The sequence below is a fragment of the Labrys neptuniae genome (assembly GCF_040797145.1).
In the GTDB taxonomy this organism is placed as follows: domain Bacteria; phylum Pseudomonadota; class Alphaproteobacteria; order Rhizobiales; family Labraceae; genus Labrys; species Labrys neptuniae.
Map to the genome: position 1 here is coordinate 248,328 of NZ_JBFNQD010000004.1, position 16,327 is coordinate 264,654.

General features: G+C 63.5%; 13 protein-coding genes. 10 read left to right on the forward strand and 3 right to left on the reverse strand.

Annotated features, from left to right (window positions below):
• Positions 1-45 precede the first annotated feature (45 nt).
• The 5 genes from ABXS05_RS15110 to ABXS05_RS15130 all read left to right on the forward strand — a co-directional run bounded on the left by ABXS05_RS15110 (position 46) and on the right by ABXS05_RS15130 (position 6,911).
• Complete coding sequence (locus ABXS05_RS15110) at positions 46-1,689, forward strand: ABC transporter substrate-binding protein (RefSeq protein ID WP_367624477.1); 1,644 nt, start codon at positions 46-48, stop codon at positions 1,687-1,689.
• Positions 1,690-2,000: 311 nt separating this feature from the next.
• On the forward strand, positions 2,001-2,951 hold the full coding sequence (locus ABXS05_RS15115; RefSeq protein WP_367624478.1) for an ABC transporter permease: 951 nt from the start codon (positions 2,001-2,003) through the stop codon (positions 2,949-2,951).
• Positions 2,952-2,958: 7 nt separating this feature from the next.
• Positions 2,959-3,891 (forward strand): ABC transporter permease, encoded by a 933-nt coding sequence (locus ABXS05_RS15120; protein WP_367624479.1) that lies wholly within the window; start codon positions 2,959-2,961, stop codon positions 3,889-3,891.
• A 4-nt stretch (positions 3,892-3,895) separates the two neighbouring features.
• Complete coding sequence (locus ABXS05_RS15125) at positions 3,896-5,413, forward strand: amidohydrolase family protein (RefSeq protein ID WP_367624480.1); 1,518 nt, start codon at positions 3,896-3,898, stop codon at positions 5,411-5,413.
• Positions 5,414-5,450: 37 nt separating this feature from the next.
• Entirely contained in the window at positions 5,451-6,911 is a 1,461-nt protein-coding gene (locus tag ABXS05_RS15130; protein WP_367624481.1) for an amidohydrolase family protein, read from the forward strand.
• On the opposite strand, the gene ABXS05_RS15135 is transcribed toward ABXS05_RS15130, so the two are convergent.
• A complete protein-coding gene (locus ABXS05_RS15135) occupies positions 6,898-7,848 on the reverse strand; it encodes a LysR substrate-binding domain-containing protein (protein ID WP_311944498.1) in 951 nt (316 codons plus the stop codon). The two genes, ABXS05_RS15130 and ABXS05_RS15135, sit on opposite strands and share 14 nt — an antisense overlap.
• A gap of 172 nt (positions 7,849-8,020) precedes the next feature.
• On the opposite strand from ABXS05_RS15135, the gene ABXS05_RS15140 reads away from it, so the two are divergent.
• The 3 genes from ABXS05_RS15140 to ABXS05_RS15150 all read left to right on the forward strand — a co-directional run bounded on the left by ABXS05_RS15140 (position 8,021) and on the right by ABXS05_RS15150 (position 11,445).
• Positions 8,021-9,274, forward strand: a complete 1,254-nt coding sequence (locus ABXS05_RS15140) for an aromatic ring-hydroxylating oxygenase subunit alpha (RefSeq protein ID WP_367624482.1) — start codon at positions 8,021-8,023, stop codon at positions 9,272-9,274.
• A 25-nt stretch (positions 9,275-9,299) separates the two neighbouring features.
• Positions 9,300-10,343 (forward strand): FAD-binding oxidoreductase, encoded by a 1,044-nt coding sequence (locus ABXS05_RS15145; protein ID WP_367624483.1) that lies wholly within the window; start codon positions 9,300-9,302, stop codon positions 10,341-10,343.
• Positions 10,344-10,818: 475 nt separating this feature from the next.
• On the forward strand, positions 10,819-11,445 hold the full coding sequence (locus tag ABXS05_RS15150; protein WP_311944495.1) for a TetR/AcrR family transcriptional regulator: 627 nt from the start codon (positions 10,819-10,821) through the stop codon (positions 11,443-11,445).
• A gap of 33 nt (positions 11,446-11,478) precedes the next feature.
• Here the strand turns inward: ABXS05_RS15150 and ABXS05_RS15155 are convergent, their stop codons facing one another.
• Both ABXS05_RS15155 and ABXS05_RS15160 read right to left on the reverse strand, forming a co-directional pair.
• Positions 11,479-12,081 carry a dimethylsulfoniopropionate lyase gene (locus ABXS05_RS15155; protein WP_311944494.1) on the reverse strand — a complete coding sequence of 201 codons (603 nt, stop codon included), beginning with the start codon at positions 12,079-12,081 and terminating at the stop codon, positions 11,479-11,481.
• 14 nt (positions 12,082-12,095) lie between these two features.
• Positions 12,096-14,132, reverse strand: a complete 2,037-nt coding sequence (locus ABXS05_RS15160; protein ID WP_367624484.1) for an oxidoreductase — start codon at positions 14,130-14,132, stop codon at positions 12,096-12,098.
• Between the two features lie 238 nt (positions 14,133-14,370).
• Between ABXS05_RS15160 and ABXS05_RS15165 the strand changes: the two genes are divergently transcribed.
• Positions 14,371-15,165 carry a pyrroline-5-carboxylate reductase family protein gene (locus ABXS05_RS15165; RefSeq protein WP_367624485.1) on the forward strand — a complete coding sequence of 265 codons (795 nt, stop codon included), beginning with the start codon at positions 14,371-14,373 and terminating at the stop codon, positions 15,163-15,165.
• 70 nt (positions 15,166-15,235) lie between these two features.
• Positions 15,236-16,237: an ABC transporter substrate-binding protein gene (locus ABXS05_RS15170; RefSeq protein ID WP_367624486.1), complete on the forward strand. Its 1,002-nt coding sequence runs from the start codon at positions 15,236-15,238 to the stop codon at positions 16,235-16,237.
• The last annotated feature ends 90 nt before the right edge of the window (positions 16,238-16,327 follow it).

Genomic DNA, 16,327 nt, shown 5'->3' on the forward strand with positions numbered 1-16,327 from the left:
CAGACACCATCCCAACGACAATCAAAAATCACGAGGGGAACCATCATGACGACAAAGCATCGCAACGAACGAACGAGGCCGCACAGATCCTGGAAGGGCCTGCTGCGCGCCGGCGTGACGGCGGCGGCACTGGTCGCCGGCGGTCTTGCGGCCTTCGGGACGCCGCAGGCGTTCGCGGCCGGCAATACCATCACCTTCGCGGTGGAATCGGATTTCAGCCGCCTCGACCCGCATGCCTCGCGCACCTGGAACACCTTCAAGGTCGTGCGCCATCTGTTCGAGACCTTCGTCGAGGAGGACCTTACCAAGGGCCCCGATATCGCGCCCAAGATCGTGCCGGCCCTGGCCGAGAGCTGGGACGTCTCGCCCGACGGCAAGAGCTATACTTTCCACCTGCGCAAGGGCGTCCAGTTCCACGACGGCACGCCCTGGAACGCCCAGGCGGCGAAGTTCAATCTCGACCGCATGACGGACAAGAATTTCAAATATTTCCAGCCCGTCTCCCCTGGCCTGATGGGCTGGATGTGGCAGGACCTCGCCGGCTATGAGGTGGTCGACGACTATACCTTCAAGATCAATCTCAAGCAGCCCAATGCCGAATTCCTGCGCCGCATGGCCGCCGGCGGTTCCGGTGCGCCGCGCATGATCAGTCCCACCGCTGTCGAAACCTATGGCAACGACAAGATCGAGCAGCATCCCATCGGCACCGGCCCTTTCAAATTCGTGGAGCGAGTGGTGGGCGAGAAGCTCGTCATCGCCCGTAACGACAATTACTGGGATCCGGCGCGCAAGCCCAAGGCCGACCAGATCATCTTCAGGGGCATTCCCGAAGTCGCCACGCGTGAACTGGCGCTGGTCGGCGGCGAGGTGGACGTGATCGGCACCCCCTCCCCCGATTCACTCGACTTCCTCAAGCAGCAGGGCATCCAGATCATCTCGGGCCAGAGCCCGATGATCTATGTGCTCTGGCTCAACCACAAGGACGAGCATTTCAAGGATGTGCGCGTGCGCAAGGCCGCCTGCATGGCGATCAACCGCGACGACATGGCAAAGTACCAGCGCAAGGGCCTGGCGCGCCCGGCCTACGGCGTGCTCAATCCCGGCGGTCCGGGCTTCGATCCCGGCTACAAGGACTGCAACTACGATCCCGAAGGCGCCAAGAAGCTGCTGGCCGAGGCCGGTTACCCCAACGGCTTCACCACAAGGATGGACTGGACCTTCGGCGCCGGCGCCGACGTCAACACCAAGGGTGACGCCGAATGGCTGCAGCGCGACTTCGAGAAGGTCGGCATCAAGGCCAGCATCGAGATGTTCGACAACAACACTTTCTGGGAGATGATGTCGAAGGGCATGCGCGAGGGCACCGGCCTGACCTCGGCCTCCTGGGGCGAGAGCACCTTCGCCTGGCTCGACCAGATGGTTGCTACCACCGCCCTTCCGCCCAATTGCTGCAATTCGGGTTATTACAACAACCCCAAGATCGACACGCTGCTGTCGGAAGCCCGCGGTTCCGCCTCGGCCGAGGCTATGGACAAGAAGCTGCATGAGGTGCGCGACGCCATCGCCACCGACATGGCCTTCACCTCCTATTACACGGCCGACTCCGTCTATGCGGCAAGGCCCGAGGTGAAGGGCTTCGTGCTGGCGCCGCAGCACTGGTTCGACCTCACCGGCATCACCAAGCAGTAGCAACAACCTTCGTCCAGTCGCCGCCGCCGAGGTTTCGGTGTTCGCGCATCGACGCCGAGACGAGCAAAGCGCAACGATCCCTCCCCGGCTTCGGGGAGGGTGGGCCGGCAAAGCCGGCTCGGGTGGGGTAGCGTGGCGCTCAGGACTGCCAATTGGTCCATGTCGCGCCACTCTCCCCATCCGCCGGTGCTGCACACCGGCACCTTCCCCGAAGTCGGGGAAGGATCTCCGCGTTCCATCCGGCCGGGTCGAGATGCGTGAATCCGAAGGCTCGGTGGGGACGGCCAGATGTGCCAATGAAGGGCTTTGCCATGTCCATCTTCGCCTTTGCCGGCAACCGGCTGCTCTATGCCATCCCGGTGCTGCTCGGCGTGACGCTGGTGGTGTTCCTGTCGCTCCAGCTCATTCCCGGCGACATCGCCCTGACGCTGCTCGGGCGCATGGCCACCGAAGCGCAGCTCGAAGCCCTGCGCCAGCGCCTCGGCCTCGACCAGCCGCTGATCCTGCAATATCTGCGCTGGCTGTGGCATCTCCTGCACGGCGACATCGGCAATTCCGTCTCGCAGCAATTGCCGGTGGTGCAGATCCTGCTGCCCAAGATCCTCAACTCGCTCATCCTGATGGCCGGCAGCCTTGTGATCGTGCTGGCCTGCGGCTTCGGCCTCAGCGTGATCTCGGCCCCGCGCTTCCGCAGCCTGACCGACAAGTCGGTGGTAGCCCTCACTTTGGTGCTGGCTTCCCTGCCGGTGTTCTGGCTCGGCATCGTGCTGCTCTATTTCTTCGGCTTCAAATGGAAACTCTTCCCGATCTCCGGCATGTACAACATGATCGATCCTGGCGGTCTCGGGCAATTGCTCCATCATATGGTGCTGCCGGCAGTCGCCACCGCCGCCTCCTCCATCGCCGTCGTCACCCGTGTTACCCGTTCGCGCATGCTCGACGTTCTCGGCCAGCCCTATATCCTGGCCGCCCGCGCCCGCGGCCTCAGCCGCCGGCAGATCGTGCTGCGCCACGGCGTGCGCAACACGCTGCCGACCTTCGCCAGCATCGGCGGGCTGCAGATCGGCTATCTGTTCGGCGGCGTGATCTTCACCGAGATCATCTTCAACTGGCCCGGCATCGGCCTGATGCTGTTCGACGCCATCATGCAGCGCGACGTGCCGGTGATCCAGGGCTGCGTGCTCGCCGTCGCCATCGTCTTCGTCCTCGGCAACCTCGTCTCGGACGTCGTCGTCCACGCCCTCGATCCCAAGCAACGGTGAGGCTGCCATGACCGCGGTTCCTTCCCTGGCGCCGGCCAGCAAGCTTTCGCCGCAGCGCCGCGGCAATCTCTATTTCGTCTGGCGCGGCGTGCTCGGCGATCCCGTCGCCCGCATCGCCGCCGGCATCATCATCGTGCTGGTGCTCCTGGCGATCTTCGCGCCTCTTCTCGCTCCCTTCCCGCCCAACGAGGCCAATCCGGCGTTGCGGCTGATGCCGCCTGGCACGCCGGGCCATCTGCTGGGGCTCGACCAGCAGGGCCGGGACATCCTCTCGCGCCTGATCTATGGCGCGCGCCTCACCTTGATCTCGGGCGTCATCCCGGTGTTCCTGGGGGCGGCCATCTCGATCCCGCTCGGCCTGATCGGCGCCTGGTATCCCCGGCTCGGCGAAGTGATCATGCGCCTGATGGACGTGCTGTTCGCCTTCCCGATGGCCCTGCTCGCCATCATGCTGGCGGCCCTGATGGGCCCGGGCCTGGTCAACATGATGATCGCCCTGGTGGTGACCCTGGTGCCCTACAACACCCGCGTCGTCTATGCGGCGGCCCGCCAGGAGCGAGACCTTGCCTATGTCGAGGCTTCGCGTGCCATGGCGACACCCGATCTCAAGATCCTGTTCGTGGAAATGCTGCCCAACGTGGTGGCCGCCTCCGTCGTCTACAGCTGTACCATCGTCGGCGCCGTGGTGATCACCGCCGCGGGCCTGAGCTTCCTCGGCCTCGGCGTGCAGCCGCCGATCGCCGAATGGGGCATCATGACCAGCGAAGGCCGCAGCTTCGTGTTCGTGGCGCCGCATATCGCCGCCATCCCGGGCCTCGCCATCACCATCCTGGTGATGGCCTTCAACCTGCTCGGCGATTCCCTGCGCGACTCGCTCGATCCCAAGACGCGCCTGCAGCTGGTCAAGCACCGGGCCGATCCGGCCGACAAGGAGCACTGAGGCCATGCTGACCCTGATCAAGGATGCCCGCGTCCTCACGCTCGACGAAGCCGATGGCGAGTATTCGAGGGCCGACATCCTCATCCGCGGCGACACCATCGAGGCGATCGCCCCGGATCTTGCGGTTGAGGTCACCACGAGCGGGGTGCGGGTGATCGAGGCCGCCGGCAAGCTCGCCATGCCGGGTCTGGTCAACGGCCATTTCCATTCGCCCGCCAATTTCATGAAGGGGGCGCTCGACAACTGGCCGCTCGAGCTGTTCATGCTCTACGAAGTACCGCCGCTGATGCGCGAGGTCGTCTCCGCGCGTTTTGCCTATGTGCGCACCATGCTCGGCGCCATGGAAATGCTGCGCCAGGGCGTGACCTCCGTGCATGACGACTGCTTCTTCGTGCCTGTCGTCACGCAGACGGAAGTCGACAATGTCATGCAGGCCTATGAGGATGCCGGCATCAGGGCCACGGTGACGCTGGACCAGCCCAATGTGGTCGAGCACGCCAAATACCCCTTCCTGAAGGACCTGCTGCCGCCCCACCTGCGCGAGCGCATGGAAGCGGTGCCCCTGATGTCGGACGGCGAGCTGCTCGCCCATTATGAGGGCTTCCTCGAACGCTGGCATGGGCGCGCCAGGGGGCGACTGCGCTGCGCCGTCTCCTGTTCGGCGCCCCAGCGCGTCACGCCTTCCTATTTCACGGCACTCGGCGCCCTCGCCCGCGAGCGCGACCTGCCCTACAACATGCACATTCTGGAAACGCGCCTGCAGCGCGTGCTCGGCGCGGTCAATTACGGCAAGTCGCTGATCCGCCATGCCCATGAGAGCGGCGTGCTCAACGAGCAGGCCATGGTCATCCATGCCATCTGGATCGACGAGGACGATCTGGCGCTCCTGGCCGATTCCGGCTGCTCGATCGCCCATAATCCGGTGTCCAACCTCAAGATCGGCAGCGGCATCATGCCGTTCCGGCGCCTGCGCCAGCGCGGCATCAATGTCTGCCTCGGCAATGACGAGGCGGCCACCGATGACGGCATTAATCTATGGACCGTCGGCAAGGTCGCCGGCCTGGTCCACAATGTCGCCGACCCCGATTTCGACCGCTGGCCCCTGCCCCTGGAGATCCTGACGGCGTTGACCTCGGCCGGCGCCAGGGCCATGCGCCTGCCCCGCCCGACCGGGCGGCTGGCACCGGGCTGGCAGGCCGACATCATCCTGCTCGACCTCGACAGCTTCGCCTTCACGCCCCTCAACGACCTCAAGCGCCAGCTCGTCTATTGCGAGAACGGCTCCTCGGTCACCACGGTGATGGTGGGCGGGCGGATCGTCGTCGAGAACCGCCGCCTGGTCACCGTCGACGAGGACGCCCTCAAACAGGAAGCTCGACTTCTGGCCGGCGAATTCGCCGGCTACATGGCTCGCTGCAAATCCGCCGCCGACGAACTCGAACCCCACTACCGGCGCATGTACCGCCAAGCGCTCGCCACGCCGATCGGCCTCAATCGCTGGGCTGGGCCGATGACGCCCTGACTCTCCTTTGCATCTCATCCCGAACGGACCGGAAACCATGACCACCACCAGAGTGAAAGCGCGCTATGTGATCGGCTTCGACGGCGAGCAGCATCGCACGCTCGTCGATGCCGAAGTCGTCTATCGCGGTGATACCATTGTCTTCGTCGGGCGCGGCTATCAGGGCGAGATCGACGAGGAAATCGACGGGGGCAATGCCATTCTCGGCCCGGGCTTCATCGATCTCAACGCCCTGGGCGATCTCGACACCACCATCCTCGCCTTCGACAACCAGCCCGACTGGGCGAAGGGGCGCGTCTGGCCGGAGGACTATCTCGCCGCCGGTCCGATCGAGATGTATTCAACCGAGGAACAGACCTTCAAGATGAAATATGCCTTCGCGCAGCTGGTGCGCAACGGCATCACCACCGCCCTGCCGATCACCTCGATGTTCTATAGGCAATGGGCCGAGACCTATGACGAGTTCGCCCGCTCGGCCGACAGCGCGGCCGAGATCGGCATCCGGGCCTATCTCGGCCCCTGCTACATGACCGGCGTCACCGTCATCCGCCAGGACGGCAGCTTCGATACCTTCTGGGACGAGGAACGCGGCCTCAAGGGGCTGGAGACGGCCAGGGACTATGTCCGCACCTATGACGGCGCGCATGGTGGGCTGATCCGCGGCATGCTGGCGCCCGACCGCATCGAGAATTGCACCCCCGAATTGCTGTTGCGCTCGGCCCGCATCCGCGACGAGCTCGACTGCCCGATCCGCCTGCATTGCTGCCAGGGGATGGACGAGTTCGAGACGATCGTCGAGCGCCACGACAAGACGCCGGTGGAATGGCTGGCCTCGCTCGGCTTCCTTTCCAGGCGCTCGCTGCTGCCCCATGGCGTCTACCTGACCGGGCACAGCAAGGTGGCGCGAACCGGCGACGATATCGGCCTGCTGGCGCAATCCGGTGCCGCCCTGATCCATTGCCCGCTGGTGCTCTCGCGTTATGGCGGCGCGATGGAATCCTTCGCACGCCTCAAGCGCCAGGGCATTCCGATCGGCCTGGGCACCGACACCTTTCCGCCCGACATGGTCGAGAACATGCGCATCGGCATCAGCCTGTGCCGGGTCGCCGACGCCGATGTCGCCGCCTGTTCTTCGGCCGATTTCTACAATGCTGCCACCCTGGTGGCCGCCGACGCCCTCGGGCGACCCGATCTCGGCCGGCTTGCCGCCGGCGCCAAGGCCGACATGACATTGTTCGAGCTCGGGGCCTTCGAGCTCGGCCCGGTCATCGATCCCATCCAGACCATGATGCTCAGTGGCACCGGCCGGGATTTCAAGACCACCATCATCAACGGTCGGGTGGTGATGCGCGACCGGCAACTGCCGGGCATCGATCTGGAAGACTATCGCCGGCGAGCCCAGGCCCAGTTCGAGCGGCTGATCGACAAATATCCGCTGCGCACCTGGCGCCATCCCCCGGTCGAGGAGATCTTCCAGCCTTCATTCAAATTCGCCTGAGCTGATCGAACCGGTCCTGGCTTTGCGGTTGGGGAGCGTTCGCTTCCTGCCTCAACCAGTCTGTGAACAGGTCGACGGCCGTCTTCCTCGCCTTGCGCCGGGGTGCAATGAAGAAATAGGCATTTTGCGTGACGATCGCTTCGTTCGTCAGCCTGACCAGCCGGTTTTGCGCGAGCAGGTCCTCGACGAGCCGGCGCCAGCCAAGAGCGATGCCGTGGCCGTTCAAGGCGGCATAGATCGCTTCCGTGTAGAAACTGCAATGCATGCCCGAGCCCTTGCTCGGCATCGGCACGGAGAACGCCGCAAACCACTCGGCCCAATTGGTCCAGGTGGGATCGGCCGTGTCATTGGTGATCAGGGGATGGCGCGTGAGCTGGGCGAGATGCTCGATCTGACCGATCTCTTGCGCATAGTCTGCGCTGCAGATGGGAAAGATCTCGTCGCGAAAGAGGAATTCGGCGTCCCCATCCGGCCAGAAACCGCTTCCGAAGCGGATGGCGAGGTCGACGTCCTCGCCATCGACCTTGACGGCATTGTCCTGCGTGATGATGCGCAGCCTGATGGCGGGATGGGCTTTCGAGAACGAGGAAATGCGGGGGAGAAGCCAGAAATGGGAGAAGGCGATCGTCGCCGCGATGGCGAGGTCGTCCTCCGCTTCCTCCTTTGACCAATCCGAGATCGTCTCGGCGATGAGATTGAAAGCCGTCGTGGCCGTGGACGAAAGCTGCCTTCCCTTCTCCGTCAATTCGACCCGTCTGTGCAGGCGCCGGAACAGGGGAAAGCCGAACATATCCTCCAGGAGATGGATCTGGCGGCTGATCGCCGCCTGGGTAACGCCCAGTTCCGCCGCCGCCCTGGTGAAGCCGCCCAGGCGCGCCACCGCCTCGAAGGCGGTGAGCGCGGTGAGCGGGGGAAGCTTTCGCCGCAGATTGGCCATGGCTCATAGCTCTCGGAAACTCTTGCCCAGAAAGGCGTTTCACAGCCCACGGCAGCATAGAAGGGCAGCGTAGATACGCATTACATTGAGTTATGCCAAACGTAAACATTTATGCCGTTGAGAGGGCGGTTTCATGCGCGCAATATGGGGCCAAATCTGGTGATGAAAACTCATGCTCAACACATTCTCATCTGCGATCTCTCCCCTCCTGGACCAGCGCATGCCGGGCCATGCCCTCCCCGCCGGTCTCTACACGCGCGAGGATGTCTTCAAGGCAGATCTCGACGTGTTCTTTCGCCGGCACTGGATCTATGTCGGCCTGGAGTGCGACGTTCCCGAGCCGGGCGACGCCCATGTGATCGATCTCGGCAGCTCCAGCATCATCCTGCTGCGCGACGACGACAGCCAGATCCGGGTGCTTCACAATGTCTGCCGCCATCGCGGCGCCCGCCTGCTGGACAGCGGCACGTCCATCGTTTCCAAGCTCGTCTGCCCCTATCATCAGTGGACCTATGAGCTCGATGGCGAACTTGCCTTTGCGCCACATATGGGCACGGGCTTCGACAAGACCTGCAAGAGCCTCAAGCCGGTCCATTTCCGCTCGATCGGCGGCCTGATCTATGTCTGCCTCTCGGACAATCCCCCCGAAGACATCGGCACGCTCGAAACCGTGATGCGGGAGCGCTTGGCACCCTACGATATCGCCAACAGCAAGGTCGCCTTCCAGAGCGAGATCATCGAGAAGGGCAATTGGAAGCTCACCATCGAGAACAACCGGGAATGCTATCACTGCTCGTCCAATCATCCCGAGCTCTGTGTTTCCTTCATCGATCTCGATTTCGGCTTCGATCCGGCCAGCCTGAGCCCCGAGGACCGGGAAGAGGCCGAGCAGCACCAGGCCCTCTACGAGGCGCGTACTAAGGCCTGGGAGGCCGAGGGCTATCCCTCGGCAGCCGTCGAGCAACTCGTCGACTGCGCCACCAATTTCCGTACGCAGCGCCTTATCATCGCAGGTGCCGGCGAATCCCAGACGCCGGACGCCACTGCCGCCTCGTCCAAGCTCCTCGGCTCGATGACACGCAAGGATCTCGGCGACGTGCATCTGTGGGGCCATAATTGCTGGCATCATTTCATGGGCGACCATGCCGTGTGCACGATGATCATTCCCCTCAGCGCCGACGAGACGCTCGTCCGCACGAAGTGGCTGGTGCACAAGGACGCCGTCGAGGGCCGCGACTACGATCTCGACAAGCTGACCAGCGTGTGGGTCGCCACCAACGAACAGGACGCGCAACTGGTCGCCCGTTCCTATTCGGGCGTCGTCGACCCCGCCTATGAACCCGGTCCCTACTCCCCCTTCACCGAGGGCCAGCTCGACAATTTCGTCACCTGGTACATCGATCGGATGCGCGCCAATGGCTACTGACAGCTCGTTGCAGACTGGCGCTGGTATGGCCGTTGCACTGCACGCCGAAGCATTCGACCAGCTCCTGTGCGTCGATGTCCATGACGAAACGCATGACGTGAAGAGCTTCACCTTCCTGTCACCCGACGGCAAGGCCTTCGATTTCGAGGCAGGCCAGCATCTGTCGCTCGAACTGGAGATCGACGGCCTACCTGAAAGCCGCTGCTACAGCATGTCGTCCTCGCCGGCGAGGCGAAAGGCCATCACCGTCACCGTGAAGCGCACCGAGGGCGGCCGCGTCTCGAACTGGCTGCACGACAATCTGGTTGCCGGCATGACGGTCAAGGCCATGGGGCCGCTTGGCGCCTTCGTGCGGCCGGCGACAGCGCCGGCCAAGCTTGCCTTGCTGTCGGGCGGCTCGGGCATCACCCCGTTGATGTCGATCGTCAGGGACATTGCCGACTCCGCGCAAGCCGCGGACGTGGTCTTCGTCCATGCGGCCAGGACGCCCCGCGATCTCGTCTTCCGTGACGAGCTCGGCGTGCTGGCGAACCGCTTGAAAGGCCTGCGGCTCATCCTGCTTCCCGAGCAGGTCACCGGCGAACCATCCTGGCCGGGATTGACCGGGCGGTTATCCAAGGCATTCCTGTCGCTGGCCATTCCGGATCTCGCGGATCGGGTCATCATGTGTTGCGGCCCGGCGCCCTTCATGCAGGCTGTCCGCTCCTTCAGCGCCGAATTGGGAAGCCCCGCCCAAAACTATTACGAGGAGAGCTTCGACGGTGCCGGCGTCGAGGAGCCGCCAGCCGAAGTCCTGCCACAGGCGAGAGCCTTCAAGGTCGAGTTCGCCAAGCAGTCGCGCACCATCGAGGTGGCCGACGGGCAGACGGTGCTGTCGTCGGCCAAGAAGGCCGGCATCCGCCTGCCCTCCTCCTGTGCCAACGGCCTGTGCGGCACCTGCAAATCCAAGCTCGTCAGCGGCAGCGTCGACATGCAGCACAATGGCGGCATTCGCCAGCGCGAAGTCGAGGCAGGCTTCTTCCTGCCCTGCTGCTCGAAGCCGCTGAGCGACCTGGTGATCGACAGATAGCCCCCCGGCGCGGATCCTACCGACCGCAATGGCCGTGCCGATCGCAGACATCCTTACCCATAAGTGCTGACCATACGAGGATGTTGCCGAATTGGACTGTCGATCTCCAGATCGATAGTCCTGGAAATGGCGCGCTTGCTGAAAGACCTCTGAAAGAAAGATGTCGATTCGGGGATCGACACGCCAGCGCCAGGGCCAAGGATGCCTGCGATCCCGGGAAGAGGCGATTTCGGTCCAAGATGCTACAATGACTTGAGTACCTTCCCAACCGGAAGCGGGAGGGCATTCATGTGTGTCCATCGCAGTCCTGGTTTGCCGCGTCCCGGCAATGGGGCACTATCAGGGTCGACAAGGCGCCCGAATGCGGTTGCAGACCTGTACATTTATGTCTACTAAATCGACATAATTGACGCTATGCTCGACATCTATGTGCATTTCGCCTGATCGCCGATTTGCCGTTTGATGGGGGCGTTTCATGGAACAGGTTTTGGGCGAAACGGGCTGGCGGGGCTCGGCAGAAGTCTGGCTGGAGGCGGCCTATGAACTCCTGCTCGAATCCGGGGTCAGTACGGTCAAGATTCTGCCTCTGGCCAAGAAACTCGGCCTGTCGCGCACGAGCTTCTATTGGTTCTTCAAGGATCGCGAGGAACTCCTCGGCGCCCTCATCGCGCGCTGGCGCGACAAGAACACCGGCAACCTCGTCAAGCAGGCGCAGGCCTATGCCGAATCGATCGCCGAGGCGATGCTCAATGTCAATGATTGCTGGATCGACAAGAGCCTGTTCGACGCCCAGTTCGAATTCGCCGTACGCAGCTGGGCTCTCGAATCCTCGGACATCCTCGCTGAAGTGAGGACTGCCGACCAGATCCGTCTCGAAGCGCTTGCGCAGATGTTCACACGGTTCGGCTACACCGCCATCACGGCCGACGTGCGGGCCCGGACGACCTATCTCACCCAGATCGGCTATATCTCGATGCAGACGCAGGAAGATGTCGGCGTTCGCATGAAGCGCATTCCCGAATATGTCGAGATCTTCACCGGTGTCCGGCCTGAACAGCGCGAACTCGATCGGTTCCACGCCAGGCATGACTTCAGGGCGTAACTTGTTTCGGAGCCCGATCAGCCCAGGGCTCCCTCAGGGCCGGTTACCCGCCTGCAAGGCCCAGAAGGCGAATAGCGGCGTGTCGAGCGAGCGCATCGCATGCCTGATACCGGGCCTGTTGTAGAACGAGCCGCCAATCCCTGGCGAAAACCAGTCTCCCTCCCCCTGCCGGAACTCGCCGTCCGACATTACCAGATAGACCTCCTCGGGGGCATGGTCATGGTCGGGATAGCGTACCTTCGGCGCCATCAGCGACACGCCGAGCCAGACGTCCCCGCGTTCCTCCAGGCCACCGGGGCCCAGAAGCATCGCATTGGCGTGCCCGTCCTCGAAATTGGTGCTGGCCGTGCCGTCATTGTTCGGACGTCGGCGCCATTGGAGGTCGGGCTCGACCGCCCTGAAGCATTCCAGCAGCCTGACGAGCGTCGTGTGCCCTGTTTCGAGCCCAAGAGCCTGATCGAGATGCTCGCAAGCCGGAAGGCGAGCGCCAGCGCCTGCTCTTGCCTCTCTTGGCTCTTCCAGCACCCTGAAGATCTCTCCGATGGACCGGCGTGCCTCGGGGTCCTGCACGAATTGACCGAAAGCCTCCCGGGCTGCATCGACGAAATTCTGAAGGACCATGCTCCGCTGCGTCATCGAAACCCTCGCGATCAAATATCCTTGGCCAGCCTGAGGCCATCATAGATGGCCGCATGGGTATTGCGAGCAGCAACCGCATCACCGATGCGGAAGAGCTGGAACTGGCCCTCCCCGTTGCGAACCACGGATTGGGGCTGGCCGGCGATCAATTGCTCGTAGGACATCTCGCCGAGATTGCTCGAGGACGGCTTCAATTCGAAATAGAGGTCATCGAGCGGGATCGTGCCGTGATTGACGACGATCTGGTCGAAGCTGCGCTGCCTGACAATGCCGCCATAGTCGCTGCCGATCTGGGCGACCAGCTGGTTTCCCGCCTTTTCGACGGCAAGAAGGCGGTAGGTGACGGTGAAGGTGACATCCAGCTTCTGCAGGGAACGCATATAGGGCACGAGATTCATCCCCATGACCTCGGGCGCGAAAGAGCGGTCCGGCGTCATGATCTCCACTTTCGCCCCGGCCTGCGCCAGGATCTCGGCAGCCTGCAAGCCGGCATGGTCGCCGGCATCGTCGAAGATGAGCACGTTGGAACCGGGTTTGACATCGCCGGAGATGATATCCCAGGCGGAGACGACGAACTCGTTGCCCTTGGAGAGCACTTCCGTATGCGGCAGCCCGCCCGTGGCGACGATCACCACGTCCGGCTTCTCGGCCCCGATGCTGTCGGCATCCGCCCAGCTGTTGAAATGGAAGGTCACGCCCAGCTTCTCGCACTGGCTCATGCGCCACTCGATGATGCTGATCATTTCCTTGCGCCGGGGGCTCTGGGCGGTGAGCCTGACCTGCCCGCCCGGCTTGCCGGCAGCCTCGAAGACGACGACCCGGTGCCCCCGCTCGGCAGCGACGCGGGCCGCCTCCAGGCCCGCCGGACCGGCGCCGACGATGGCGACGGTCTTGCGGACTGCCGCCGGCTGCAGGGCATGCGGCATGGTCAGCTCGCGGCCAGTGGCCGGATTGTGGATGCAATAGGCGGCCCCGCCCTGGTAGATGCGGTCGAGACAGTAATTGGCGCCGACGCAGGGCCGGATGTCGTCCTCGCGTTTTTCGATGATCTTGCGGACCAGATGCGGATCCGTCATGTGGGCACGCGTCATCCCGATCATGTCGACCTTGCCGGCGGCGATGGCGTGACGTGCCGTGGCGACATCCGGAATCTTGGCGGCGTGGAAGGTCGGAAACTGCGTAGCAGCGCGGATCTCACCCGCGAAATCGAGATGCGGCGAGTTCGCCATGCCCTGGATCGGAATGACATCGGTCAGCCCGGCATCGGTATCGATATGGCCGCGGATGACGTTGAGAAAATCGATCAGGCCGCTGTCCTTGAGGCGGCGTGAAATCTCCACCCCCTCTTCCTTGGTCGTGCCGCCTTCCAGCTGCTCGTCGGCCGTGTAGCGCACGCCGACGATGAAGTCGGGCCCGACCCGTTCGCGAATGGCCTTCAATACGTCGAAGCCGAAGCGCAGGCGATTTTCGAGCGATCCGCCATAGGGGCCATCCAGTTCGTTGGTGAGCGGTGACCAGAACTGGTCGATCAGATGGCCGTAGGCCTCGAGCTCGATGCCATCCATGCCGCCGGCCTTCATGCGCTCGGCCGCGTCGGCGAAATCCTTGATGATGCGCGCGATGTCCCAGTCTTCCAGCTTCTTGGGAAAGGCGCGATGCGAGGCTTCCCTCTGGTGGGACGGTGCCACGACAGGCAGCCAATCGCCCTTGTCCCAGCGCGTGCGGCGGCCAAGATGCGTAAGCTGGATCATCACCGCTGCGCCATGCTCATGAACGGCGTCGGTCAGGTCCTTGAGCCAGGGGACGATCTCGTCCCTGTAGGCGAGCAGATTGTTGAAGACCGGCGGGCTGTCCTTCGAAATGGCGGCGGAGCCCGCCGTCATGGTCATGGCGACCCCGCCCTTGGCCCGCTCTACGTGATAGGCCCGATAGCGCTCCTTCGGCATGCCGTCCTCGGGATAGGCCGGCTCATGCGAGGTCACGATGATGCGGTTGCGCAGCGTGAGATGCTTGAGCTGAAAGGGTTGCAGGAGGGGATCGTTCGACATGGCTCGGTGTCCAGCGTTGCATATGCGTCGAAAATGCTAGGCAGAATGTACACCAGTGTCAATCATGAGCTAACGAACTAGTCATGTTTTTTGACAATGGTGTACATTTTTATTGCTTCTAAACGGATACCTATGGCAGCATGTCCCCGTCCATGAGCGGCGGCGCTTTCCAACCGGAGAAACCGTGGCCGTCTCATCGCCAGCCCTGGTTCTGCGCCACCCCCATGAGCAACGCACGATGAGAGAGCCTCTGAAAATCGGCGTGATCGGCGCAAATGGCTGGCTTGGCGGCGCCATCGTCCAGGCCCTGCTCAATGCCGGCATCACCTCACCCGAGCATCTGGTCCTTTCCCTCCGTAGCGGCGAGCCGACCCGCTTTCCCGGCGCACGCTGGACCCGGGACAATCAGGACCTCGCCGACAGCGTCGATCTCATTGTCGTCAGCGTGCGCCCGGTGGACTGGCCGGCGCTGAACATCGAGGCGGCGGGCAGACTCATCATCTCCGTCATGGCGGGCATTCGCCTGGAACAGCTCGTTGCGGGCGTTGGCTCCGACCGGGTGGTGCGCTCGCTACCCAACGCCGCGGCCGAAGTACGGGCCTCCTTCACGCCCTGGGTTGCCTCTGCGGCGGTATCGGCGGAGGAGCGCCGCCTCGTGGGCCGGATATTCGAGGCCTGCGGCACCGGTGCCGAACTCGAGAGCGAGAGCGAACTGGACTATCTGACCGGCCTTGCCGGCTCAGGCCCCGCCTTTCCGGCGCTGCTGGCTACGGCGATGGCGCGTCACGCCGCCGCCCACGGCATCGAGGCGAAAGTGGCCCGGCAGGCCGTGACCCAGCTTCTCATCGGCACGGGGCGGCTGTTCGAAAAGAATGGCTATGACCCGGCGGACACGGTCGAGGTGTTTCTCGACTACCGAGGCACCACCGCCGCCGCCATCGAGGCGATGCAGGCGAACGGCTTCGACGAAGCCGTCGGGGCGGGTCTCGCCGCGGCGTTCCGGAAATCCATCAGCATGGGTCTGTCGACCTAGCTGCAAGGGGCACGGTGACGGCGGCGCACCGACAGCCTGACAAAGCCGCCTGAAGCAGAGGGATATGACCGTGAAGAAACTACTGTTGACGAGTTGCCTTGCCCTCGGCCTGGCCGGGCCGACATCGCTGGCTCAGGCGGCCGAATGCGGCTCGGTGTCCATTGCCAGCATGAACTGGCAGAGCGCCGAAGTGCTATCCAACATCGACAAGTTCATCCTCAACAACGGCTATGGCTGCGCCGCCGAGATCACGGTGGGCGACACGGTGCCGACGATTACCTCCATGTCCGAGAAGGGCGAGCCCGACATCGCGCCGGAGGCCTGGATCGATCTCCTGCCGGACGTGGTCAAGCGCGGCATGGACGAGGGTAAGCTCATCACGGCCGCGATCTCCCTGCCCGATGGCGGTGTGCAGGGCTGGTGGATTCCCAAATATGTGGCCGATGCCCATCCCGACATCAAGACGATCGGCGACGCCCTCAAGCATCCCGAACTCTTCCCGGACCCCGAGGACTCCAGCAAGGGTGCCATCTACAACGGCCCGCAGGGCTGGGGCGGCACCGTGGTGACGGCGCAGTTCTACAAGGCCTACAATGCCGAGAAGGCCAATTTCAGGCTGGTCGACACCGGTTCGGCGGCGGGCCTCGATGGCTCGATCGCCAAGGCCTATGAACGCAAGAAGGGATGGATGGGCTATTACTGGGCGCCGACTGCGCTACTGGGCAAATATGAGATGGTGCGCCTCGACAACGGCTATCCGCGCGACGAGGCAGAGTGGAAGCGCTGCAATACCGTCGCCGACTGTGCCGATCCCAAGCCCAATGCCTGGGTTCCCGACAAGGTCTACACGCTGGTCGCCAAGAAGTTCTCCGAACGCGTCACTCCCGACGTCATGGACTATCTGAAGAAGCGCGCCTGGCACAACGATACCGTCAACAAGGTGATGGCCTGGATGACCGACAACCAGGCCAATGGCGAGGACGGCGCCAAGCACTTCCTGAAGGAAAATCCCGACATCTGGACGCAATGGGTCTCCCCGGCGGCGGCCGACAAGATCAAGGCCGCGCTCTGATGGCAAAAAGGCGGCGCGCATCGCGCGCGCCGCTTTCGTGACGCCCATACAAGAACAACAGGGCTGCCATCGCGGCGAAGAGGGGTTATC